Here is a 23,727-nt window from a genome sequence, read left to right as displayed (position 1 = left end):
GACCTGACCCGCCGCCTGGAGACGGCGGGGCGGGGCATCTCCTGCGGACAGGTCCGACGAGCCCGCGGCGGAGTCCGTGCGGCGGGGGTTCCCCCGGCCCGATCCGCAGGACACGCCCTCAGGGCCGGGCCGTCGCGGTGAGGCGGCGCAGCGCGGCCCGGGCGGGCGGCCCCCAGCTCGGCTTGCCGCCCGGGCGGCCGTGGACGCCCGCCTCCCCGATGAGGGCGCAACCGAGGGCCTTCAGCACTGCCCAGCCACGGGCCCGGCGCCGGGCCGCCGGGTCCGCAGCCGGCCGGTAGGCGTCGAGGAGGCGGTCGGCGGCGCCGTCCGGCAGCAGCATCCAGGCGGCGGCGAGGTCGCAGGCCGGATCGCCCGCGCAGAGGTCGCCGAAGTCGACCACACCGCAGACGGTCCCGTCCGAGGTGAGGACGTTGGCCGGATGCAGGTCGCCGTGCAGCCACAGCGGCGGGCCGGTCCACCCGGGCGCGGCGACGGCGTCCTCCCAGACCGCGCGGACGGCGTCCGGGTCGGGGAGCAACCCGAACCCGGTGGCCGCGGCCAGTGCCCGGGCGAATCCCTCCGCGTAGTCGGCCAGCGGCCCGCCGCGGTCACGGCCGGCGGGTGCGCCGTCGGGCGCGGGCCGGTGGAGGGCGTTCAGGAACGCCGCCAGGGCGTCGGCCGCCTCCGCGGCGCGGGTGACGGGGGCGCGGTCGGCGGGCGTTCCCGCCAGCCAGGTGGTGACGGTCCACGGTCGCGGGAACCGCTCGGAGGGCTCGCCGAGGCGCTGGGGGACGGGAACCGGCAGCGGGAGCCCCGGCGCGAGGACGGGAAGCCAGGTGTGCTCCTTGCGCAGCAGCGCGTCCGCGGACTCCGTCGCCCAGGGCAGCCTCACGGCCAGGTCGTCGCCGAGCCGCCACAGCTGGTTGTCCCAGCCCCGTGCGCCGAACCGCACCGGTCGGTCGGCCAGGTCGGGGTGCTGATCGCGCAACAGGTCCCGGACGAGTTCCGCGGTGACCTCGATCTCGGTGTTCGTCATGCGCCGCCACGGTAGCCGACGGCCCCGGTCCTCGCGGCGCGTGGGAGAGGAAGCGGTCCATCCGTGGCGGAGCGAGGCCGCGGAGGACGACCGGGACGACGGGCGCAGTGACCGGGCGAACGCCGGGGCGGATCCGGACCACGGTGCCGGCGGTGGCGGACTGCGGCACCGACCCGTTCGCCCCGCCGGGGCGGTGCCGCGCCTGTCGTGCCGCCCGTACCGGGACGCCGGCGGCAGCGTGTCCGGCGTGCCGGGCGAGGCCGTCCCGCACCGCGCCCCGGGCGAGGCCGTCCCCGCGCCGCGCCCCGGACGCGGCGGCCGCCGGTCACCCCGGCCCGGGGGCCCTCGACGACGTGAGGTGCCACTGACAGGCCGAGGGGATTGGCCTATCGTGCTTCGCAGCCGACCGAACCGTGCCGGAAGGTGGTGCACGCCGTGCTGAGCGATCGTCTGCGGGCCGGGGCGCTGGAGGTGGCGGAGCGCTGTCCGACACCGTTCTACCTGTTCGACCTGGAGGCGCTCGCCGCGGGCTACCGGGAGATGGAGCGGGTCTGGAGGCGGGAGTTCGCCCGGCTGACGGTGGCGTACTCGTACAAGAGCAACCCGCTGGCCGCCGTGACGCGGCGGCTGGCGGCGCTGGGCGGGGCGGCGGAGGTGGTGTCGGGCGCGGAGCTCTCCCTCGCGCTGGCGGACGGCTTCGCACCCGGGCGGATCGTCTTCGACGGGCCGGTGAAGAGCCGGGCGGACCTGGCCCGCGCGGCCGGGCTCGGCGTCCCGGTGCAGGTCGACTCGCTGACCGAACTGGCCGACCTGCTCGCCCTGCCCGACGGCCCGCCGCCGGTGGGCCTGCGGCTCGCGACCCGGGGCGACGACGGGCGGTGGTCGCGCTTCGGGCTGCTGCCGGACGAGGTGACGCGGGCGCGCGAACTGCTGGGCCGGGCCGGCCGGCCGGTGTGGGGCGTGCACATCGGGGTCGGCACCCTGTCCGGCCCGGAGACGTACCGCGAGGCGCTGGTGTCCTGGGCGGAACCGCTGCGGGACCTCGCCCGGACGGCCGGGGGCCGGCTGACGGTGGACGTCGGCGGGGGATTCCCGCCGCAGGGGGTGCCCGGGCGCGCGTGGGAGGTGTACGCGGACGCCGTCGCCGCCGGGTGCCGGCAGGCCGGGCCGGGGCCGGACGAGGTGGACCTGCTGATCGAGCCGGGGCGCTCCCTGGTCGAGGAGCACGGCGCGCTGGTCTGCCGGGTGGCGGTCCGCAAGTCCCGCGACGGACGGGAACTGCTGGTGCTGGACGGCGGCACCAATCTCGCCCGCACGGTGAAGAGCCGCCCGCACCCGATCGAGTTCCCCGCGGCGCCGGGCGACCGCGGCGGGCGCTACCGGCTGCTCGGCGCCAACTGCTACGAGGGCGACGTCTTCGCGGACGACCTCCCCGGGCCGGCGGACGCGGGCCCGGGGGACGTGGTGGTGATCGGCGACTGCGGCGGCTACGACCAGCCGTTCGCCCATGTCTGGGTGCGGCCCCGCCCGCCCGTCCACGCGCTGGACGGCGCCGGCTGGACGGTGGTGCGGGAGTCCGGCGAGACCATCCGGTAGCCCGGCCGCACCGCCCCCGCACCAACCCCGGGCCGCCCCGGAACCACTCCCGGGCCACCCCCGAACCGGCGACGACGGCCCGCCGCCGGGCAGTTGATAGCGTGATCGTCATGACGCAGCTCGGAGAACTGGTCCTGACCCCCGACGAACGGGCCCGGGGGACCGCGGTCGACAGCGTGATGTTCACGATGGACTGGACCGGCGAGGAGGAACCGGGCCGGCTGGCGGACTTCGTGGCCGCCCGGGTGCGGGCCTTCGGGGTGGAGCCGGTCGGCGTCGACACCGAAGCCGTCCGCCGGGCGGCCGAGGCCGATCCGGCGCTGCGCCGCGGTGACCTCCCGGTCCGCCAGCTCGACCACCTCGCCGGCGTGCTGGCGGACCTCGGCTGCACCCTCCTGGTGTGGGAGAGCGGCACCGACGCCTACGAGCTGCTGGTAGCGCCGGCCGGCGAGCGGGAGCCGGCCGGGCTGACCCACGAGGACCTCCCGGTCCGGGCCTGGGGCGCGGAATCCGGAACGAGGCTGGTCGGCCTGGACTGCCCGGGGTGCGCGCAGACGCTGTTCTGGGAACTGCCGCCTGAGGAGACCCTGGCCGGCGAGTCCTGCGCGTGCGGAGCCGCGTTGTTCGACGCCGCCGGCCTGCCCCTGCCCGGCGTGACGCTGCACGACTGAGCGCCGGACGGGCCGCCGGGCCGGGGAGGGGAGTGCCCCCCGGCCCCCCGGCCCCCGGCCCGGCGACCCGTCACCCCGGCCCGGCGACCCGTCACCCCGGCCCGGCGACCCGTCACCCCGGCCCGGCGACCCGTCACCCCGGCCCGGCGTCAGCCCCGGTAGACACCCACCTCGTACAGCGAGTACCCCCACCCCGTGGCGCGCTGCTCGCCGTGGATCCGCACGTAGCGGGCCGGGACGGCGGGGAAGCGCGCGGTGTCCAGCCCGCCGTCACCGGTGGCGGTGGACCAGACCGTGCGCCAGGTGGTCCCGTCGGTGGACACCTCGATCCGGTAGGCCCGGGCGTGGGCGCGCTCCCAGTCCAGGGTGACCCGGCCGACCAGGGTGGTGGCGGGCAGGTCGATCCGCAGCCACTGGTCGTCGTTCCAGTCGCTGGCCCAGCGGCTGGAGGCGTTGCCGTCGACCGCCCGGGCGGCCCCGAAGTCGGTGAACGGGTTCCACTCGGCCGAGCTCGCCGCGGCGGTGGCGCCCCCCGCGAGGTTCACCTCGGACCGGTACCGCTCGGAGGCGCCCCAGGTGGTCAGGTAGGACTCCGCGCCCCGGAACAGGTCGTCGATCACGCCCTGCCCGCCGACCAGCCGGATGTCCTCCAGCCAGTCCGGCACCAGGCCGTAGTGCGCGGCGCCGTCGGTGTTGACGTCCCAGGTACGGCTGCCGGCGGTGGCGCGCTCGACCACGGAGCCGCCGTCGGCGGTGCGGAACGGGTAGCGCACCGGGTTCGCGGTGCCGGCCCCGCGCGGACCGGGCCAGCCGCCCACCCCGTTCATGTCGGTGCCGTAGCCGTAGCCGACGCCGTACTTGTCGCGCAGCGCGTCGGTGCGCCGCGCCTCCGCGCTGAACGCCTCCGCGCCGTTCATGTACTGGGCGACGAAGCCGCCGAGCCGGTAGACCCGCTCCGTCCAGCCGAGGTCCATCCAGCTGTGCGAGGAGAGGGCGCCCGGGTACGCCTCGGACTCCAGGACGTCCAGGGCCCGCCCCGCCGCCTTGACGCTCATGTGGTCGAGCTCCAGCATCATGCCGCGCCGCATCATCCCGCGCAGCGCGTACTCGCCGAGTTCGCTCAGGCCCCGGGTGTTGCACTGGGCGTCCGCCGCGTAGGCTGGCAGCGTCACCCCCACCGGCAGCTGGCTCTGCACGGAGGCCGGGGCGGGCGCCAGACCGATCGGGTTGTCGTGCTGCGGGCCGGTGCACTGCTCGGTCTGCCAGAAGGTGCCGGTCGACAGGAACTGGCCCGCGTTGATCGCCGCGCCCAGCGCGCCCTCGTCGAACCGCACGCCGCACAGCGCGTTGTCGAGCTTGTGGCACAGGAACATGCTGCGCACCCCGAGCCCGTACAACTCGTCGAGTCCGCGGTCGATGTCGGCCCGGCTGCACTGGGCGACGTCCAGCACCTGCTTGCAGCCGAACGGCTCCGAGGTCTCCACCCCGAGCACCACGGCCAGTTTGCCCTGCCGGACGACCTCCCGGGCCTGTGCGCTGTCGGTGACGATCCGGAACCAGCCCTTGCCCGGGCCGCCGTACATCCGGTCGACGTAGGCCTGCATGTCGTAGCTCAGCTTCGCCTGGAGGCGGATCGAGGTCATCTCGTCGCAGCTGCGGTCCTTGAAGAAGTAGACCGAGCAGATCACCCCGTTGGTGACCAGGTCGTTGACGAGGACCCGCTCGCCGCCGCGCCAGGCGCGCTCCACCCAGGCGTAGTAGTTCTGCTGGTGGGTGAGCGAGTCATGGGCCGGCCAGTCGGCGAAGGTCGGCCAGCCGACCGGGTCGTGCCGGCCGTCGCCGCCCTTGGTGATCATGTCGAAGACGGCGAGCGTGCCGTCGGGGTAGTGCTCGGGGCAGTCCTTGAGGGCGTCCGCGACGCCCGCCTCGGAGAAGGCCTTGCCGCAGATGAGGCGGCCGCCGAAGCCCTCGTTGGCGAGAATGTGGTCGTGCGCGTCGACGAAGCCGCGGACCCGGCCCCGGTCGTCGGTGCCGGTGAACGGCTCGCCCGTGACGCCGATCCCGGCGTCGGGCGCCGGCCGGGCGACCGGGTCCCACCAGTTCGCGCCGCCGGCCCCGCGCGCCGGGGCGGCGAGGGCGGCGGCGACCAGGGCGAGCAGCGCGGCGAGCAGGGTGGCGAATCGCAGGCGTGCGTGGGGGATTCGGGTCATGGGCACCCCAGTTCCGGAGGGACGGACGGGCGGGCCGACGACGCGGCCGGCGCCCCCGCCGCGGCACGGCGGCTCTCCGGAGGGCGGGGGTCTGGTCCCGCGAACTCGGTGTGACGAGAATCGCCACTGTTGGACATTCCGTCAATAGCCGTGGCAGAACCGGCCGTTCCACGCGGCCCGGCAAGGAGGCGGGCCGCGCGGCACCCGCACCCCGCGCGGTGCTGGAGGCTTGTTCCGGGCTCAGATCGAGGCGGCGTGGAACGGACCCGACGACGGCGTCGGGCCTGCCATCGAAGCCGGCCACGCGAACGCCGGGACATGTTGCCGGAATCCGGCCATGCGGATCCCCGGCAGACGTTCCGACTGCCGCGGGACCGCGACTTCCACCGACGTCCGGTCAGGTGGTGACTCGGGGGATCCCATAGCGCCAGGCCAGGCGATCGGTGTCAGCGGCGCGTTGCCGTTGCCGCGAAGTCCAGCAGCAACTCGCTGGTCGTCTCCGGTGCTTCGAGCATGGGGATGTGCCCGACCTCGGGCAGGTGCCGGACGCGCGCGTTCGGCACCGCGTCGTACTGGTGCGCCGAAGACGGGTTCCAGCGGCGGTCGGCGGCGCCGAAGATCACCAGGACCGGGATGTCGAGGGCGGTGAGGCGCTCGGGCACGCTCCGCTCGGTGATGTACGCGGTGTTCCGGCGCAGCGCCGTCCTGAACGTGCGGTAGCCGATTCTCCGGGCCTCGGCGACCATCTCGTCCGGGATGTTCACCGGGCGGTTGCACACCGAGGTCATGCCCCTGCGGAGCATGGCGTTCGAACGGATGGGCCAGAGGAGCGGGCCCAGCGGCGGGCCGATCAGGAGCCGAAGGACGACGGGCTGTGGAAGGAGGGCGCCGGGACTCGGGCCGGTGCTGATCAGGGCGAGCGAACCGACCAGGTCGGGGCGCTGTTCGGCGAGCGCGGTGGCGGTGTGTCCACCGCCGGAGTGCCCCACCACGGTGACCGCACGAAGGCCGAGTTCATCGAACACCCTGGCCAGGCGACCCGCCTGCTCGGGCACGTCGTACGAGGACGCGGGCAGGGACTGTCCGTGACCCGGCAGGTCGACCCGGATGACGTGATACTGACCGGCGAGTGCCGGCACCACCGGGCTCCAGGAACCGCTCGTAGCCCCCGATCCGTGGATGAGCACCAACGGCGGTGCCTGCCGCGGGCCGTCGTGGACCAGGTGGATCCCGTGCACGCGCTTGACGTCGTCCTTCCCCATGGACGGGATGATGCCCGGGCTCCGATTGTCGGTCTTGTACAAATGAGCACCGGCAGGACGAGCAACCGGTCACCGGCCGGCTCGGCACCGCCCCCCAACGGCTGCGGATCAGGGAAGGGACGGGTCACCCGCGCCCCGCTCGGTGCCGCTCCTACCCGGTCCCGCTCAGTGCCCCGGCCCGGCGGTCTCCGCGCCCGGCGGACGGTCGTGCGGCAGGAACAGCGCCGCGCCGAGGCCGACGACGCCGAACGCGGCGAGCGCGATCATCGCCGCCGCGTAGCCGTTGCGCGAGAGCTCGGAGACCAGGATGGTGCCGGCGACGGCGGTGCCCAGCGAGGAGCCGAGGTTGGAGATGCTGCGGGACAGGCCGGAGATCTCGCCCTGCCGGCTGTCGGGGAAGGCGGACTGCACCACGTTGACCGACGGGGTGAGCATCAGGCCGAGGCCGAGCCCGATCAGCAGCAGACCGGGCGCGAAGGCCCAGGCGCCGCCGAAGGCGCGCACCAGCAGGAGCAGCACGACGATGCCGGCCGTGGTGGTGGCGAAGCCGGTGACGATCAGGGTGCGCTGGGCGCGCCGCTTCGCCAGGCCCTCGGCGGCGAGCGAGGAGGCCAGCAGCCCCAGGGTGGCGGCGGTGAAGACACCGCCGGTGGCGATCGCGCTGTAGCCGCGGACGACCTGGAGGTAGGCGCCGACGGTGAAGGAGACGCCCATCAGGACGAGCCACTGGGCGTTCTGGGTGACCAGGCCCAGGTTGGAGACCTGGTTGTGGAACAGGCTGGTGGCCAGCAGCGGTTCCCGCCCCGCCCGCTCCAGCCGGCGGATCCAGCCGAAGAAGGCGGCCAGCACGACGGCGCCGGAGGCCAGCAGGGCGATCATCAGCCAGGTGTTGTTGTCGGCGGCGAGGATGCCGGTCACCAGCAGGACCAGGCCGGCCGCCGACAGCACCGCGCCGACGGTGTCGAAGGACCGCGTGGGGTCGGCGGGCAGCGGGTCCTCCAGGGTGCGGGTGAGGAACAGGATCACGGCCACCACCACGGCCTGGAAGCCGAAGTTGGCGCGCCAGTCGATCGCCGTGGTGAGCAGGCCGCCGATCAGCGGACCGGCGGCCGCGCCGATCCCGCCGAGGGCCATGATGGTGCCGAACGCGCGGGCCCGGGCGGCGGTCCCGGTGAACAGCAGCGTGGTCAGGATGTAGACCGGCGGGATCAGCAGGGCGGTGCCGACGCCCTCCAGCACCGAGTTGCCGAGGATCAGCACGCCGAGCCCGGGGGCGGCCGCGCTGAGCACCGCACCGACGCCGTAGACGGCGAGGCCGAGCATCAGACAGCGCTTGCGGCCCCAGCGGTCGGTGAGCTTGCCGCCGGGGATCATCAGGGCGGCCATCACCAGCAGGAAGACCGTGATCGCCACCTGGACGCCCTGGACGCTGGTGTCGAGGTCTTCGCTGATGTCGTTGATCATCACGTTCATGCTGGAGCCGGCGAAGCTGCAGATGAACTGGGCGAGGGCCAGCGGAGCGAGCACGCGCCGGGCGGCCGCGGTGGGGTGAGCAGGTCCGGTGGTCATTCCCGGCTCCGTCCGTCGGGTGCGGTGAGCACCGCGTAGAGCGCGGCCACGTCGATGGCGATGATCATGAGTGACCAGGCGGGGTAGCTGGGCAGGAAGACGAACTGCACGAAGACGTTGGCGCAGAGCACCGCCGCCGGGAACCAGCGGCCGGGGAGGTCCCCGGTGAGCAGGGTGATGCCGGCCAGCCCCTGGGCGACGGCCAGCGCGAGCACCGCCCAGCCCAGGCTGTGCAGGTCGCCGAAGACGTAGCGGTCGGTGCCGGTGACGACGGGCGAGTCGATCAGCGCGGCCATCGCGTCCCACCCGTTGAACAGGGCCAGCAGGATCATCGCGACGCCCGCGAACGGCAGCAGGTTCCGGCGCGGCCGCGCCGGGCGGGTGGATGAGGCCATGGCCGGGCTCCTTTCGCGGACCGCGGACCTGTGCCGGGCCGGGCCCGGCCTCAGGCGTCGCCCCGCCGGTCGAGCTCCTCGTCCAGGGCGAGCGCCGCGTCGATGAGCGCGAGGTGCGTGAACGCCTGCGGGAAGTTGCCCAGTTGCTCGCCGGAGGGGCCGATCTCCTCGGCGAACAGGCCGACGTGGTTGGCGTAGGTGAGCATCTTGTCGAAGGCGTAGCGGGCCTGCTCGACCCGGCCGGCCCGGGCGAGGGCCTCGACGTAGAGGAAGGAGCAGAGGTTGAAGGTGCCCTCGGTGCCGCTCAGCCCGTCGGGGGAGGCGGCCGGGTCGTAGCGGTAGACCAGGCTGTCGCAGACCAGTTCCCGGTCCATCGCGTCCAGGGTGGACAGCCAGTCCGGGTCGTCGGGGGAGAGGAAGCCGACCTTGGGCATCAGCAGCAGCGAGGCGTCCAGGACCTCGGTGTCGTAGTGCTGGACGAAGGCTCCGCGCTTCGGGCTCCAGCCGCGCTGCACGACCTGGCGCAGCACGTCGTCGCGCACCGAGCTCCAGCGGTCCAGGTCCGCGGGGCGGGCGTGGGCGCGGGCCATCCGCACCGCGCGGTCGAAGGCGACCCAGCACATCACCCGGCTGTAGGTGAAGTCCTGACGCCCGCCGCGGGTCTCCCAGACGCCCTCGTCGGCGCGGTCCCAGTGCTCGGTCAGCCAGTCCACGAGCCGGCGGAACGCGTCCCACCCGCGCAGCGCCCCCATGTCGCCGCCCCCGGCGGCGAACGCGTAGGCGGCCTCGCCGTAGATGTCGAGCTGGAGCTGGTCGGCGGCGGCGTTGCCGGCCCGCACCGGGAACGAGCCCAGGTAGCCCTCCCAGTGGCCGAGCGTCTCCTCGGCCAGGTGCGGATCGCCGTCGACCCGGTACATGATCTGCAGGCGTTCGCCCTCGGCGCCCGCGGCCTCGATCCGCTCGCGCACCCAGCGGCGGAACGCCTGCGCCTCGTCGCGGAAGCCGAGCCCGATCAGGGTGTGGACGGAGAGCGAGGCGTCGCGGATCCAGGTGTAGCGGTAGTCCCAGTTGCGCTCGCCGCCGACCTGCTCCGGCAGGCCCATGGTCGCGGCGGCGATCAGCGCCCCGGTCGGCCGGTAGCTGAGCAGCTTCAGGGTGATCGCCGACCGGTCCACGATCTGCCGCCAACGGCCCTGGTAGTTCGAGGACTTCAGCCAGCCGTACCAGAACGCCCGGCAGGCGTCGAAGGCGGCGAGCGCCGTCTGCCCGGTCGGCGCGGGTGGCGGCTCGCCGCCCGGCGGCAGGGTGGTCAGCTCCACCGTCGCCAGCTCCCCGGCGGACAGCGTGAACCGCGCGGTCACGTCCTCGCCGTCCGCGCGCAGCGTCACCGGGGCGGTGGTCCGCACGCACAACTCCTGGCCGGGCGAGCTCAGCCGGGCGGTGTGCTCGTCGGGGAGGGCGAGCCGGTGGGCGGCGCGGCCGTAGTCGAAGCGCGGCCGGCACTCCAGGACGAAGGGCACCCGGCCGCGCACCACCCGCGCGCCCCGAATGATCCGGTGCCGCTCGGACGGGCTCGCGGAGGTGTCCGGGAGCATGAAGTCGATCACCTCCGCCACGCCCTGCGGGGCGAGGAAGCGGGTGATCACGATCGCCGTCCCGGACAGGTAGAGCTGCTTCACCTGGGCGTCCGGCACGGCCTCCCGGTCCACGGCGAGCCGGCACCGCCCGCCCCCGGCGTCGTCCAGCAGCGCGGCGAACAGGCTGGGGGAGTCGAACCGCGGGGTGCACCACCAGTCGATGTCGCCGGCGGTGGAGACCAGGGCGGCGGTCTGCAGGTCGCCTATGACGCCGTGCTCGGCGATCGGGGGGTAGGGACTCATGGGGGGACGCTCCCTCGGCGGACGGCGGGAACTGCCTGCGCCGTCACCGTACGGGCGGCGGTCCGCGCGCCGGATCACCCCGCGCGGGTGAGCACCCGCGGGGGCGGGCGCCGGGGCGGGCCGTCCCCGGCCGGCGGGTCACCTCGTGGGGGTGATGCGCACCGCCCGGCGGACGGCGAGGCTGGAGGCCACCGTCGAAGGGAAGGGAGCCGGCCCCATGCGCTACGAGATCCGGGTGTCCGGCGTGCTGCAGGAGACGACCCGCCGGGAGGGCTTCCCCGAACTGGAGAGCAGGGTCGTGCCCGATCACACCGTGTTGTACGGGGACGTCGTCGACGAGGCCCATCTGTTCGGCCTGCTGAACCGCTGCCAGGCGCTCGGCCTGCGGGTGACGGAGCTGCACCGGCTGCCCGAGTGAGGCACCGGCGGCTCACGGCCCGTCGAGCAGGCGCAGCCGCGCCGCGGTGCGCACCGCCTCGCGGCGGTTGGCCGTCAGCAGCTTGCGGTTGATGCTCTTCAGGTGCGTCTTCACGGTGTTCGGCGACAGGAACAGCGCTTCGGCGATCTCCTGGGTCGACAGCATCCGCGCCGCGTGCCGCAGGACGTCGCGCTCCCGCTCCGTCAGCGGCTCGGCCGGCGGGGGCGGTGCGGCCGCCGGCGGCTCGGCCACCCGCACCGGGCGGGCCGGCGAGGGGCGGGCGGCCGGGGGCAGCGTGCCGGCCGGGGGCGGCGGGCCGGGCGGGGCCGGGCGCAGGTCGCCGGGCAGCCAGGTGTGGGCGAGGGCCAGCTGGGGGCGCCGGCGCAGCTGGTGCCGCACCCAGGGGGCGGACTCGCGGAACGGCCGGCGCAGCCGCTCCGGCTCGGCGACCGCGAGGGCCCGGGCCAGGGCCACGCCGTCCGGCCCGTCCGGCCCCTCCGGCCCGTCGGGCCCGGCACCGGCCTGGGCCAGCAGGAGCAGGGCCCGGGTGCGGGTCGCGCTGCCCACCGCGGGGTCGTCGCGCAGCGCACGCAGCCGGTCGAGGGCGCCCGCCTCGTCCTGTCCGGCGGCCAGCCGGGCCCGCGCGGCGACCAGGAGCGACGCCGGCGCGCGGGTCGGCACGCCGTCCAGGGCCGCCAGCGCCTCCCGCGGCCGGCCGGCCGCCAGCTGCGCGGCGCAGACGGCGACGGCGAGGCGCTCGCGGCTCCAGTCGGACGGCCGGCCGGCGAGCGCGCGCTCCCCGGTCTCCGCCAGCAGCCGCAGCGCGGCGTCGGGCCGGCCCCGGGACAGCTCCAGCTCGGCCCCGATCACCGCGGCACCCAGCACGACCACGGGATCGCGCTCGGGCGTGCGGCGGGCCGTCGTCCGGTGCAGGGCCCGGCGGGCCTCGTCCGGCTCGTCGCGTTCCAGCGCCGTCGCGGCCAGCACCAGGTCGCGCACCTCGGTGCGGCTGTCGGGCGGGAGGCTGGAACGGTCGGCCTCCTCGTCGGCCTCGCGCACCCGGTGCTCGGCCCGCCCGGACCGGCCGCCCAGCTGGTCGATGAGCGCGAGCCGGCACAGCGCGTCGTGGCGCAGCCGGGCGGTGGTGGGCGAGGCCGGGGCCTGCGCCGCGCGCTCCAGCGCCGCCCGCGCCTCGTCGAGGCGTCCCTGCCACAGCAGCGCCGAGCCGAGGCCGGCGTCGACCAGGGCGAGCAGCTCGGGGTGCTCGTCCAGCAGCTCGGCCGGCGTCTCGCGCGCCAGCTCGTGGGCCCGCCGGGCGGCCTGCTCGGCGAGCGCGGCCGAGCCCAGCAGCCGGCCGGCCTCCGCGCGCACGAAGGCGGCCGCCAGCCGGAGCGCGGTGCGCTGCCGCGAGAGCAGGGGCTCGACCCGCGCCAGGACCCGCAGCGCGTCGTGCGGCTCCTCGCGGCCCAGGTGGACGGCCGCGCGGACGAGTTCGGCGGCCGGATCGCGCTCGGTCGGCGGCATCCGGGAGAACAGGGCGCCCAGCCGGGTGGCGTCGTGCCCGGCGACCAGCTCGCCGAGGGCCAGCCCGTCGACCAGCAGCCGGGCGGCCAGGGCCCAGTCACCGCCCTCGGCGGCCTGCTCCAGCGCGGCCCGCCGCTGCCCGTGGTCGGCGAGCCAGCGCGCGGCCCGCACCCGAAGCTCGTCGACCCGCTCCGGGGCGGCGGCGCGCAGGTGCAGACGCAGGATGCCCGCGAACATCGGGTGCATCCGGTACCAGTCGTCGGACAGCGCCTCGGTGAAGGCGTTCTCCTGGTGCAGCCGCTCCAGGATCCGCCGGCCGTCGCGGCGGCCGGTGAGCGCGTCGGCGAGGTCCGGGTGGACCCGGCCCAGGATGCTGCAGCGCAGCAGCAGGTCCTGGGTCGGCGCGGGCTGGGTCCGCAGCACCTCGGCGAGCAGGTAGTCGGAGAGCGCGGCGTGCCCGGCGTCGATCCGCCCGAGGTACGCCTCGGGGTCGCCGGCGTCGTGCGCGGCGAGCGCGAGCAGCCGCAGGCCCGCCGCCCAGCCGGACACCGCCCGGTGCACCGCGTCCACCGTGGAGGCGTCCAGGTGCAGCCCGTGGCGCTCCAGCAGCGCGGCCGCCTCGGCGCGGCTGAGCGCGAGGTCGGCGGCGTGCAGCTCGGCGAGCTCGCCGGCGGCCCGGTAGCGGTGCAGCGGCAGCAGCGGCTCGCGGCGTCCGACCACGACCAGCCGCAGCCGGCCGGCGGTGTGCCGGACCAGGTCGTGCAGCTGCCCGGTGAGCCGGGGGTTGTCGATGTGCTCGAACTCGTCCAGCACCAGCACCAGCGGCCGGGGCCGGTCGTTGATCCACGCGGCGAGGCGGACCAGCAGGGACGGTTCGACGTGCTCGGCCCGGGCCGGGGCGCCGACCTCGTCGGGCAGCCCGGGCACGCCGCCCTGCAGCGCCTCGCGGACGTAGGCCCAGAAGGTGCCGGGCTGGTTGTCGCTCTCCTCCAGGGTGAGCCACCCGGCCGGCCCGGGGAGGCGGCCGTGGGCCAGCCAGTCGGCCACCAGCAGCGTCTTGCCCGCCCCCGCGGGTCCGTCGACCAGGGTCACCGGCCGGGACGCGGCGGTGTCGAGCCGGCGCAGCAGCCGTTCGCGCCGCACGAAGGTGGCGGCGGGCGGGCCGGGCGGCCGGACCCTGGTGACCAGCATCGGGTCCCCGTTGGGAAGGCTCACGGGTGCTGTGCGGGTGTGCGGCATGGGGCCACCGCCTGGAGGTTCCGCCGTGCCGCAGGGCACGGCCGGGCGCGGAGCGGCGGGCCGCGGGCGCGCCGCTGCGGGCGGCTCGGGAGACGCCACCTCGACGGTAGTACGGCCCGGGCACCGCGTGCCATCCGAGCGGCCGGGCCGCTTCACCCCGGGGAGGTGAGGCCGGCGCCCGCCGCGGCGGCGAGGATCGAGGCGAGGACCGGCCCGCGAGGAGGGCGACAGTGGCGACAGTGCCGCGAGGAACGCGACAGGGCAGGAGGCCGCCGTGACCGTCCCAGGACCGGCGTCCCGCCGGCACCTCCCCGGCCCGCCCGGACCGGACCCGGACCCGGATCGGGACGCCCGGCGGACCGACTACGCCGGAGCCGTCTACGGCTCGATGCTGGCGGCCTCCGTGATCGCGGCCTCCAGCCTGAGCGGACCGCACCCGCGGCTCTCGATGATCCTGCTGCTGGTGGTCACCGGACTGGTCTTCTGGGCCGCACACGTCTACGCGCACGTCGCCGGGCAGCGCGAGGCCGGCCGCCGGGTCACCCGGCAGCAGGTGCGCGCGGTGGGGCGGCACGAGTGGCCCATCGTCGAGGCGGCGGCCCTGCCGGCCCTGGCGGTGCTGCTCAGCCCGTGGCTCGACCCGGGCGAGAACGCCTGGCTGGCCCTCGGCGTCGCGGTGGCCCAGCAGGTGGGCTGGGCGAGCCTGGGCGCCCGCCGGGCGGGCGCCGCGCCCCGGCAGGTCGTCGCCGAGGGCGCGGTCAACCTGCTGCTGGGCCTGGTCATCGTGGTCGCCAAGGTGGCCGTGGGGCACTGAACCGTCCGCGACCGAACCGCCCGCGACCGAACCACCCCCGACCGCCTCACCGGCGACCGAATCACCCGCACCGGGTGGTCCCGGCGCCGGGCGCGCGTGGCGCAGTGGTACCCGGGGGACGCACCGGCCCGTCCGGGCCGGCCGACACCTCACGGAGGCAACCATGACCGCCGCCGTTCCGCACGGCGCCGCCCCGTCGGCCGGGGCGTCCGCGACGACCGACCACGTCGGGTCCGGGCTGCTGACCTTCGCCGGCGTGCTGCTGGTGCTGGTGGGCTCCCTGAACGCGCTCGACGGCATCTCCGCGATCGCCGGCTCCCACGTCTTCATCGGCAACGCGCACTTCGTCTTCGGCGACCTGCTGGCCTGGGGCTGGGTGATGCTGGCCCTGGCCGTCGCCCAACTCGGCGCCGCGTACGGCGTCCTGGCCCTGCGCACCCAGTGGGCCCGGTGGGCCGGCGTGGTCGTCCTGGTGCTCAACGCGTTCGCGCAGATGTCCTTCGTCCCGTCCTACCCGGTGTGGTCGCTGACGATCATCGCGATCGACGTGGTCGCCATCTACGCGCTGACCGCGTACGCCACTCCCGACCGCTGGTCACCGGCGCCCTCCGAGCAGCCCCCCGGCCCCGGCGGCGGCAGCTGAGCGGCCGGGTGCGCGGCCGGGTGTGCGGGGCGGGGTGCGGGCCCGGCCGGAAACCGGGTGGCATGGTGCGCGCCGGTGCGGGCAGACGGGCCACGGGCCGGTGCTGACGGTCCGTCGGGGATCCCCCTCCCGGCGGGCCGTCGGGCGTCCGCCCGCCCGCACCGTCGCCACCGCCGAGGAGGAACCCGATGACCCGGCCCGTCCCCCCGAACCTCTCCGTCGCGCACCTCGCCGCCGAGGCCGCCGAACTCCTGCGCGCCGCCGGCAGCGCCCCGCAGGGCGGCCGGCCCGTCCTGCTGCACACCACCGAGGCGGCCGAGACCGTCGGCGCCCTGGCCGGGCTCACCGCGCGCCTGCCCGAACTGCTGGACCACGTCGAGGCGTTCCTCAGCAGCGAGCAGGCGGCCGGCCGGATCGCCTCGGCCGCCGCCGGGGACGGGGGGTTCGAAGCCGCCCGGACCGCCCGCGACGCCCGCGAGCAGCTCTACGAGGCGAGCCGCACCGCCGCCCTGCTCGCCGAGTCGCTGGCGGCGGCGACCGCCATCCTCGCCCCGCTCGGCGCCGGCCGGGGGAGCGGGGGTCCGACCGTGCCGCACGTCTGAGCGCTCACCCGGCCCCCGGCGCCGGCGGGGGGCGGTCCAGCCGCCAGACCACCTCGGTCCCGCTGCCCGCCGGGGCCACCGGCGGTGCGGCCGGCCCGCGGCCGACCTCCGTGAAGCCCAGCCGGCGCGGCACGGCGGCACTGGCGGTGTTGGCCAGGTCGTGCGAGATCTCCACGAACTCCACGCCCGGCAGCGTGAACATCTCGGCGGCCAGCGCCGCGGCCGCGCGGGTCGCGAACCCCCGGCCGGTGGCGGCCGGGTGCAGCCAGTACCCCAGCCGCCACCCCCGGGGCCCGGCGCCCCGGTAGGCCTGGCACATCCCGAGCAACCGCCCGTCCCCGGCGGCGAGGGCGTAGGTGAAGACCTCCCCCTCGTCCCACCGCACCGCCGAGCGCGCGAGGAACCCCCGGGTGTGCTCCGCATCGTGCCCGGCGACCCAGGTCTCCCACGGCCGCAGGTGCTCCAGCGACTCCCCGATCAGCGCCAGTGCCGCCGCGAAGTCCTCCTGCTCGCGCCAGCGGCGCAGCACGAAGTCCCCGCAGTCGATGAGCTCCCTCGGTCGCGCCACGGGGATCATCCTGGCCCGCGCCGCGGCCGCACCGCCAGAGCCCCGGGGCCGCACCGCCCGTCCGCGGTGCGGCCCCGGTCCTCCGGGGGCCCCGTCCTCGGACCCCCGCCCGCCGAGCGGACGACGGTCCTCCGAGGACGGACCCCGGCGGCCGCGGTCAGCGCTCCTCGCGGAAGTCGACGTGCCGGCCGAGGACCGGGTCGTACTTGCGCAGCACCATCCGGTCCGCGTCGGTGCGGCGGTTCTTGCGGGTGACGTAGGTGTAGCCGGTGCCGCCGGTGGAGCGGAGCTTGATCACCGGGCGGAGTTCGCTGCGGGCCATGGGGTTCCTCCCGATCGGAGATGGAAGTCGTTTTCACCCGTGCCCAACGCGAGCCCCCGCCCCCGCATTCCCGGCGGCCGTGACCGTCCGCGCCCCGTGCACCGGCCCGGGACCCGGCGAACACTGGAGACATGGATCCGGTCGAAGCGCTCCGGCGGATCGCCTTCCTCCTGGAGTGGCGCGACGCCTCGCCCTACCGGGTGCGGGCCTTCCACACGGCGGCCGACGCCGTCCGCGCGCTGCCGGCCGGGCCGGTGGACGCGGCCCGCGCCCGGGCGCTGCACGGGATCGGCCCGGTCACCGCCGAGGTGATCGCCCAGGCCTCGGCGGGGGCGGTGCCCGCCTACCTCGCCCGGTTGGAGGAGGAGGCCGGCCCGCGGGCCCGGGCCGGCTGGGGCCTGGTGGCGGCCGGCCGTGGGGACTGCCACCTGCACTCCGACTGGTCCGACGGCGGCAGCCCGATCGAGGTGATGGCCGAGGCGGCCGCCGCGCTCGGCCACCGCTGGGCGGTCCTCACCGACCACTCGCCGCGCCTCACCGTCGCCCACGGCCTCGACCCCGACCGGCTGCGGCTGCAACTGGCCGCGGTGGCCGCCGTCAACGCCCGCCGCGGTGCGGGCGGCCTGCGGCTGCTGACCGGCATCGAGTGCGACATCCTGGCGGACGGCTCGCTCGACCAGGAGGAGGAACTGCTCGCCCGGCTCGACGTCGTGGTCGCCTCGGTGCACTCCGGGCTGCGCTCCGAGCCCGGCCCGATGACGGCCCGGCTGGTGGCGGCCGTGCGCAATCCGCACGTCGACGTGCTCGGGCACTGCACCGGCCGGATCGTCACCGGCCGCGGCCGCCCGCAGTCCCGCTTCGACGCGCGGGAGGTCTTCGCGGCCTGCGCCGGGTCCGGTACGGCGGTGGAGATCAACTGCCGGCCCGAGCGGCGCGACCCGCCGGACGACCTGCTGGCGATGGCCGCGGAGGCGGGCTGCCTGTTCGCGGTGGACACCGACGCCCACGCCCCGGAGCAGTTGCACTGGCAGTCCACCGGCTACGCGCGGGCCGCGAAGGCGGGCCTGGGCGCGGACCGGCTGGTGACGACCTGGCCGCTCGGGCGGCTGCTGGACTGGACGGGCGGCCCGCCGCCGGACCGGGGCCGCTGAGCGGGCGCCCCGCGCCCCGGTTCAGGGCCGGGCCAGTGCCGCCACCGCCTCGGCGAAGCGCGCGGGGCTGCGGGGATCGGTGTCGAGGAACAGGTTCGGTTCGACGAGCTCCAGCTCCAGGACCAGCGGCTCCCCCCGGTCGTCCAGCACCAGGTCCACCCGGGCGAACAGCGGCGGCCGGGGGCCGGGCACCGCCGCCAGGGCCGCCAGCGCGGTGCGGATCTCGGCCCCGGTCGGCCGGTGGGGGACGACGTCGGGGTGCGGGAAGCGGTCGTCGTCGACGAGCCCGGGCTCCGTCAGCACCGGCCCCTTGCGGACGGCGTGGCTGAAGGCGCCGCCGATCAGCACCAGCGCGCGTTCGCCCTCCGTGATCCGGGGCAGGTACGGCTGGACCATCACGCCGCGGCCCCGCTCCAGCAGGGCCCGGGCGTGCCGGGCGGCCTCCCCGGAGCGGCCGGCCTCGTAGCGGGCGGTGTCCAGCGCGGCCGCCGAGACGGTCGGCTTGACCACGACGCCGTGCGGGCCGTCCAGCTCCGCCGGGTCGAACGCTGACCCGGGTTCGAGGAACCGGGTCGGCGTGACGGGCACCCCGTGCCGGGCCAGCTCCCGCAGGTAGTGCTTGTCGCTGTTCCAGCGGATCAGCGGCGCCGGGTTCCACAGCCGGGTGACGCGCGCCGTGGCGTCCGCCCAGCCCAGGAACTCGTCGAGCCGCGCCACGTAGTCCCAGGTCGAGCGGACGACCGCGAGGTCGAACCGCTCCCAGGCCGCCCGGCCGCCACCCCACACCACCGGCTCCGCGGTCAGCCCGCACCCGGCGAGCGCCGTCACGAGCGGCGCCAGGTCCTCGTCGAGCCCGGCACCGGCCTCGCTGGTCACCAGGGCGACCCTGGTCACGGTCATGGCACCCTCCTGATCGCCCCCGGCCACCAGTCTGACCCCGGCCGGCTCGGGGCGGGAAGCGCCGCACCGGGGGCGCCCGACGCGCGGGTGCCCCGCGACACGCGCGGCGTCGCGGGGCACCCCTGCCCCTCCGGCCAGCTCCTGGCGAAGCCTTGCGGGCCGGGCGGGCACCCGTACCCGCCGGTGCCGGCCATGAGGCGGACCTGGGTCGGTGGTGCCGCCGACCCCGCCCGCCGGGGCGGCCGGGCGGTGCCGGACCGGAGCCGCGCCCGGCCTCCGCCTCGGCGCGGACACGATCGATCCATGACGGCGGACGGCAGGCCCGTCACGTGTACGGAGGACGACCGCCGCGTGCGCGCCCCGTGGCCCGCCGGGCGCCGTCACCGGGGCGGCTGACCGGCCGTCACTCCGGCCAGGCGGAGCCCTTGATGACCTCGACGAAGTCGCCGCGCTCGAATCCGGGCACGTAGTGGGCCAGGACGTCGGCCTTGACGTTGCCGAAGGTGGTGGCGGGCCGGTCCTTGATGCCCTCGGTGAACGCGGCGAGGATCCGGTTCTTGAAGTCCGGCCGGGGGTGGGCGGCGGTGACGGCGGCGCGCTGCTCGTCGGTGACGGCGTGGTAGCCGATGCCCAGGACGTCCAGCTCCACGCCCCGGGTGACCAGGGCGATCTCCGGCGCCATGTGCAGCGGGATCTCCGGGGTGGTGTGCAGGGCGATCGCCGTCCACACCCGGTCGGCCGGCTCGCCCGTGATGCCGTGGGCGTGCAGGAAGCGGCGGGCCTCGTCGGCGCCGTCGATCTCGAAGCGTTGGTCGGTGCGGGCGAAGCGCCCGGTGAGCCCGAGGTCGTGGAACATCGCGCCGACGTAGAGCAGCTCCGGGTCGACCTCCAGCCCCTGTTCGAGGCCGCGCAGGGACCCGAACAGGAAGACCCGCCGGGAGTGGTCGAACAGCAGCGGGGAGGCGGCCTCCCGCACCAGTTCGGTCGCCTCCCGGGCCAGGGCGCTGTCCGGGATCCGCACGCCCGCGATCGTCTCGCTCATCTCTCCTCGTTCCTTCCTCCGGGGACCGCCCGGGCACCGCGCGGTCCGACTCCTCCAGGCTCGCCCGAACGCGGACGCCGGCGCCACGGTCATTCAGCCGTTCGCCCGACGGGTTCGCGTCGGCCTCCGCCCGGGGCCGGCGGCCACCGGTCGTCGTCGCCGGTTCGCCCGGGGCCGCTCCGATCGGGCGGCCGGCTCGTTGAAGGGGGTATGGCGGACGAAGCGGGTGGCGGCGGCGGTACGGCGCCGATGGTCTGGGCCCTGGCGGTGCGTGCGACGGAGGCCGGGCCGCCGTTCGCGGAACTGATCGTGGAGATCGGCCCGCGGCTGTACGGGGAGTTCGTCGAGAGTGCGGTGGACAGCGGTTTCGTGCTGGCGGCGGGGGAGCCGCCCGCGACCACGGCGGTGATCGGGCTGCGCGGCGCCGTGCTCAGCCGGCTCGTGCTGGTGGGCGGGCGGCAGCTGTGGGAGCCCGCCTCCGAGGTCCGCGCCTCGCCCGGCTGGGTGGCGGCCGCCGAGGGGCGGGGCGCGGTGGTCGTGCTCGTCGTGCCGCCGGGGACGTGGCCGCCGGACCTCATGGACCTCGACGCCGAGCGGGGCGCGGAGGCCCTCGGCCGGAGCCTGGAGGCGGCCCGGACTTCCGGTGCGGTCCTGCACGGCACGGCCGGCTTCGCACGACTCGGTTCCTGACCCCGGTGGGGCGCGAGTGCCGCCAGGGGTCGGACTCGTGCGAACGAATCATTCCGATGAGACCCCGCGTCGGTCAAGGGAAAACAAATTTCCCGGCCCCCTGAAATACTCCGGAAATAGAACGGCAATATCAAAAAACGGGCACATGTTCGGATTGTTCGACCGGGTGGACGGTTCCCCCCGGGCGGCCCGGGTTGGTGGCGCGCCGGGCGTGCGCCGCCGCTGACGTGCCCCGGTCGGCGTCCCGGCCGCCCCCGGGCCGGGTGTGGCGCGAGGCCCTGCGCCCCGCTTGCGCAGCGGCGCCATCGGCGGACGGGGTGCGCGATTCCGGCCGGAGCGGCGGAATGCGCGCCGTTGCGGAGTCGTGGCGGCGAACCCAATATTCGGATGGCCCGATCGCCATACCGGAACGTCACCTCCGGGCTCCGCCTTCGGCACCAAGCCCCCCGCTCCGCCGTGCACCCCTGTTCCGCCGTGCCCGGCACCGTTCCGCCGGCACCGCGCCGTCCACGCTCGCTGCTCCACGCTCGCCGCTCCGCGCCGCCCCCGCCCGCTCCGACCCCCGCCACGAGGAGGGTTCCGTTGGACAACCGGTACGAGGCCTACGCCTACGCCGACCCGCTCTTCTACGACTCGCCCCGCCGCTGGGGGGCGCACGAGGAGTTCTCCGCCGTCACCCGCCCGCTGCCCGACGGCTGGGAGCACGGTGACCTGGAGATGTGGGCGGTGGTGCGCCCCGCCGGCGTGCGGATCCCGGACCAGGGCTGGAAGATCCACGTCTCCTCGTGCCTCGACACCGCGGAGGAGGTGCTGGAGACCGTCTGGGACTACTGCCTGCGCGAACGCATCACCTTCAAGTTCCTGCGCGGCCTGCCGATCCTCCAGGTGCAGAACTCCAAGTACGCGCCGCGCGGCTCCAGCGGCAAGTTCTGCACGCTCTACCCGGTGGACGACGCCGAACTGGAGCGCTGCCTGCACGGCCTCGGCGCGCTGCTCGCCGGCCGCAAGGGCCCCTACATCCTGAGCGACCTGCGCTGGCAGGACGGCCCGCTCTACCTGCGGTACGGCGGCTTCGCCGAACGCCACTGCCGCAACGAGGCGGGCGAACGGGTGCTGGCCCTGGCCGGGCCCGACGGCCGGCTCGTCCCCGACGTGCGCGGCACGGCCTTCGCCGTCCCCGCCTGGGCGCCGGTGCCGGACTGCATAGCCCCGGCCGTCGCCGAGCGCGCGCTCCAGCGGGACACCGGGCTGCCGTACACCGTCGAGCGGGTCCTGCACTTCTCCAACGCGGGCGGCGTCTACCTGGCCCGTGACGGACAGGACGGACCACCGGTGGTGCTGAAGGAGGCCCGTCCGTTCGCGGGGCTGGACCAGCGCGGCGTGGACGCGGTGACCCGGCTGCGCAACGAGCACGCCGTCCTGGCCCGGCTGGCCGGAGTCCCCGGGGTGCCCGCCGAGCACGGACTGCTGACGGCCTGGGAGCACGAGTTCCTCGTCCAGGAGTACGTGGCCGGGCAGTCCCTGAGCGAGTGGCTGACGGCCCGCTACCCGCTGATCCACCCCGACGCCGACGAGGAGGCCGTCGCCCGCTACGCCCGCGACGCCCTGGCCGTCGTCGGCCAGGTGGAACGCGCCCTGGAGCAGATCCACGCCCGCGGCGTCGTCTTCGGCGACCTCCACCCCCGGAACCTGATCGTCGGACCGGACGGCGAACTGCGCTTCATCGACTTCGAACTCGCCAGCACCGTCGAGGACTTCCTGCGCCCGGCGCTGGGAGCGGCCGGGTTCACCGCACCGCCCGGCGTCACCGGGCCGGAGATCGACCGCTACGCGCTGGCGGCGCTGCGGCTCTGGCTGTTCTACCCGCTGGTCCAGCTCACCGCGCTGGACCCGGACCGGACCGGCCGGCTCGCCGACGCGATCGAGCGGCGCTTCCCGGTGCCGCCCGGCTACACCGACGACATCCGCCGCCACCTCGCCCGGTCGCCGCACGACGGCCGCACGCCCCGCCCCGAACTGGCCGCCGGCCGCGCCGAGTCCCTCGCCCTGCTGGAGGCGCCGGCCGCCGACTGGCCGGCGATCCGGGACTCGCTGGCCGCCGGCATCGCCGCGGCGGCCACGCCCGACCGCGCCGACCGGCTCTTCCCCGGCGACGTCGCCCAGTTCACCCTGGGCGGGCTCGGCCTGGCGCACGGCGCGGCCGGGGTGCTCTACGCCCTGCACTCCACCGGCGCCGCCCTCGACCCCGCGCACCTGCGGTGGTTCGCCGCCGCCGCCCGCCACCGCGCCCCGGCGCCCGGGCTCTACCACGGCGGCCACGGCGTCGCCTACGTCCTGGACCTGCTGGGCGAGCGCGAGCAGGCGACGGCACTCCTGCGCCGCCTGGGCGAGGCCCCGGCCGCCGCCGGCGACGGTGAACCGGCCGCCGCCCCGACGCTGGTCTCCGGCGGCCCGGGGATCGCCCTCACCCTCCTGCACTTCGCCCGCGCCACCGGGGACGAACGGCTGCTGGAGGAGGCCCTGGCCGTCGCCAGGAGCGCCGCCATGGCCTGGGAGAAGACCGGGCGCGCCGACGCCGGCCGCCGCGCCGGGCTGCTGGCCGGGGCCTCGGGCGCCGCGCTCGCCCTGGTCCGCCTCCACGAGCACACCGGGGACCACTCCCTGCTGGACCAGGCCGAAGCGCTGCTGGAACTCGACCTCGACCGCTGCGTCACGGTCGCGGACGGCACCCTCCAGGTGGTCGACCGGCGCCGGGTGCTGCCCTACGTCGAGACCGGCAGCGCGGGCATCGGCCTCGTCCTGGCCGCGCTCCTCGCCCACCGGCCCGACAGCGTCCTGGCCGGGCGCCAGGCGCCGATCCGCAGGGCGGCGGAGCCGGAGTTCGTGATCCAGCCGGGCCTGTTCAACGGACGGGCCGGACTCATCGGCTACCTCGCGCTGACCGGCGACCCGGCCGAGGTGGCGACGCCGGTCCACCGCCACCGCGCCCTGCTGGCACTCCACCAGGTCCCCTACCACGGCCGGCTGGCCTTCCCCGGCGACCAGCTGCTGCGCCTGTCGACGGACCTGGCGACGGGTTCGGCCGGCGTGCTGCTGGCCCTGGGCACGGCCCTGGCGGGCACCCCCTTCCTCCCGTTCACCGCGACGGCGCCCACGCCGCCCCGGTGACCACCCGGGCGCGACCGCCGCGCCCCC

Annotated in this window: 20 protein-coding genes; 9 read left to right on the top strand and 11 right to left on the bottom strand. The window is 76.2% G+C overall.

Annotation, left to right across the window (positions count from 1 at the left end; all coding sequences use genetic code 11):
- Positions 1-118 precede the first annotated feature (118 nt).
- Positions 119-1,036 carry a phosphotransferase gene (locus ACFVVL_RS27080; protein WP_387679634.1) on the bottom strand — a complete coding sequence of 306 codons (918 nt, stop codon included), beginning with the start codon at positions 1,034-1,036 and terminating at the stop codon, positions 119-121.
- Positions 1,037-1,471: 435 nt separating this feature from the next.
- Between ACFVVL_RS27080 and ACFVVL_RS27075 the strand changes: the two genes are divergently transcribed.
- Both ACFVVL_RS27075 and ACFVVL_RS27070 read left to right on the top strand, forming a co-directional pair.
- Entirely contained in the window at positions 1,472-2,632 is a 1,161-nt protein-coding gene (locus ACFVVL_RS27075; RefSeq protein WP_387679631.1) for a hypothetical protein, read from the top strand.
- Positions 2,633-2,742: 110 nt separating this feature from the next.
- A complete protein-coding gene (locus ACFVVL_RS27070; RefSeq protein ID WP_380297263.1) occupies positions 2,743-3,303 on the top strand; it encodes a hypothetical protein in 561 nt (186 codons plus the stop codon).
- A 149-nt stretch (positions 3,304-3,452) separates the two neighbouring features.
- Here ACFVVL_RS27070 and ACFVVL_RS27065 read toward each other — a convergent pair whose 3' ends face one another.
- From ACFVVL_RS27065 to ACFVVL_RS27045, 5 genes are all read right to left on the bottom strand, one after another.
- On the bottom strand, positions 3,453-5,513 hold the full coding sequence (locus tag ACFVVL_RS27065; RefSeq protein WP_387679628.1) for a discoidin domain-containing protein: 2,061 nt from the start codon (positions 5,511-5,513) through the stop codon (positions 3,453-3,455).
- Between the two features lie 446 nt (positions 5,514-5,959).
- Complete coding sequence (locus tag ACFVVL_RS27060) at positions 5,960-6,775, bottom strand: alpha/beta fold hydrolase (protein ID WP_387679626.1); 816 nt, start codon at positions 6,773-6,775, stop codon at positions 5,960-5,962.
- A gap of 165 nt (positions 6,776-6,940) precedes the next feature.
- Positions 6,941-8,344, bottom strand: coding sequence for an MFS transporter (locus ACFVVL_RS27055; RefSeq protein ID WP_387679624.1), 1,404 nt, complete (start codon positions 8,342-8,344; stop codon positions 6,941-6,943).
- Positions 8,341-8,739, bottom strand: coding sequence for a hypothetical protein (locus tag ACFVVL_RS27050; protein WP_387679621.1), 399 nt, complete (start codon positions 8,737-8,739; stop codon positions 8,341-8,343). Before ACFVVL_RS27050 ends, ACFVVL_RS27055 begins: the two co-directional genes overlap by 4 nt.
- Positions 8,740-8,789: 50 nt before the next feature.
- On the bottom strand, positions 8,790-10,619 hold the full coding sequence (locus tag ACFVVL_RS27045) for a glycoside hydrolase family 15 protein (RefSeq protein WP_380296043.1): 1,830 nt from the start codon (positions 10,617-10,619) through the stop codon (positions 8,790-8,792).
- A gap of 217 nt (positions 10,620-10,836) precedes the next feature.
- Here ACFVVL_RS27045 and ACFVVL_RS27040 point away from each other — a divergent pair, with 217 nt between their 5' ends.
- Complete coding sequence (locus ACFVVL_RS27040; protein WP_355363385.1) at positions 10,837-11,037, top strand: hypothetical protein; 201 nt, start codon at positions 10,837-10,839, stop codon at positions 11,035-11,037.
- A gap of 12 nt (positions 11,038-11,049) precedes the next feature.
- Here ACFVVL_RS27040 and ACFVVL_RS27035 read toward each other — a convergent pair whose 3' ends face one another.
- Entirely contained in the window at positions 11,050-13,776 is a 2,727-nt protein-coding gene (locus tag ACFVVL_RS27035) for a LuxR C-terminal-related transcriptional regulator (protein ID WP_387679617.1), read from the bottom strand.
- A 298-nt stretch (positions 13,777-14,074) separates the two neighbouring features.
- On the opposite strand from ACFVVL_RS27035, the gene ACFVVL_RS27030 reads away from it, so the two are divergent.
- The 3 genes from ACFVVL_RS27030 to ACFVVL_RS27020 all read left to right on the top strand — a co-directional run bounded on the left by ACFVVL_RS27030 (position 14,075) and on the right by ACFVVL_RS27020 (position 15,859).
- On the top strand, positions 14,075-14,614 hold the full coding sequence (locus ACFVVL_RS27030) for a hypothetical protein (protein ID WP_380296040.1): 540 nt from the start codon (positions 14,075-14,077) through the stop codon (positions 14,612-14,614).
- A gap of 163 nt (positions 14,615-14,777) precedes the next feature.
- Complete coding sequence (locus ACFVVL_RS27025; RefSeq protein ID WP_380296038.1) at positions 14,778-15,257, top strand: hypothetical protein; 480 nt, start codon at positions 14,778-14,780, stop codon at positions 15,255-15,257.
- 188 nt (positions 15,258-15,445) lie between these two features.
- Positions 15,446-15,859 (top strand): hypothetical protein, encoded by a 414-nt coding sequence (locus ACFVVL_RS27020; RefSeq protein ID WP_387679613.1) that lies wholly within the window; start codon positions 15,446-15,448, stop codon positions 15,857-15,859.
- Between the two features lie 4 nt (positions 15,860-15,863).
- On the opposite strand, the gene ACFVVL_RS27015 is transcribed toward ACFVVL_RS27020, so the two are convergent.
- A complete protein-coding gene (locus ACFVVL_RS27015) occupies positions 15,864-16,436 on the bottom strand; it encodes a GNAT family N-acetyltransferase (protein ID WP_387679610.1) in 573 nt (190 codons plus the stop codon).
- Positions 16,437-16,584: 148 nt separating this feature from the next.
- A complete protein-coding gene (gene rpmG / locus ACFVVL_RS27010; protein WP_380296033.1) occupies positions 16,585-16,749 on the bottom strand; it encodes a 50S ribosomal protein L33 in 165 nt (54 codons plus the stop codon).
- A 131-nt stretch (positions 16,750-16,880) separates the two neighbouring features.
- Here rpmG and ACFVVL_RS27005 point away from each other — a divergent pair, with 131 nt between their 5' ends.
- Positions 16,881-17,900, top strand: a complete 1,020-nt coding sequence (locus tag ACFVVL_RS27005; RefSeq protein WP_387679606.1) for a PHP domain-containing protein — start codon at positions 16,881-16,883, stop codon at positions 17,898-17,900.
- 21 nt (positions 17,901-17,921) lie between these two features.
- Here ACFVVL_RS27005 and ACFVVL_RS27000 read toward each other — a convergent pair whose 3' ends face one another.
- Both ACFVVL_RS27000 and ACFVVL_RS26995 read right to left on the bottom strand, forming a co-directional pair.
- The gene (locus ACFVVL_RS27000) at positions 17,922-18,800 is read right to left on the bottom strand and encodes a RimK family alpha-L-glutamate ligase (protein ID WP_387679603.1); all 879 of its coding nucleotides are present in this window, start codon (positions 18,798-18,800) and stop codon (positions 17,922-17,924) included.
- A gap of 403 nt (positions 18,801-19,203) precedes the next feature.
- Entirely contained in the window at positions 19,204-19,842 is a 639-nt protein-coding gene (locus tag ACFVVL_RS26995; RefSeq protein WP_387679600.1) for an HD domain-containing protein, read from the bottom strand.
- A 210-nt stretch (positions 19,843-20,052) separates the two neighbouring features.
- On the opposite strand from ACFVVL_RS26995, the gene ACFVVL_RS26990 reads away from it, so the two are divergent.
- Together ACFVVL_RS26990 and lanKC are read left to right on the top strand one after the other, a co-directional pair.
- Complete coding sequence (locus tag ACFVVL_RS26990; protein WP_387679597.1) at positions 20,053-20,532, top strand: hypothetical protein; 480 nt, start codon at positions 20,053-20,055, stop codon at positions 20,530-20,532.
- A gap of 582 nt (positions 20,533-21,114) precedes the next feature.
- Entirely contained in the window at positions 21,115-23,700 is a 2,586-nt protein-coding gene (gene lanKC / locus ACFVVL_RS26985) for a class III lanthionine synthetase LanKC (RefSeq protein WP_387679594.1), read from the top strand.
- The last annotated feature ends 27 nt before the right edge of the window (positions 23,701-23,727 follow it).

This window comes from Kitasatospora sp. NPDC058115 (genome assembly GCF_042884635.1).
GTDB lineage: Bacteria > Actinomycetota > Actinomycetes > Streptomycetales > Streptomycetaceae > Kitasatospora.
Note: the sequence above shows the minus strand (reverse complement) of the source record. Positions and strands in the feature narration are given on the sequence as shown.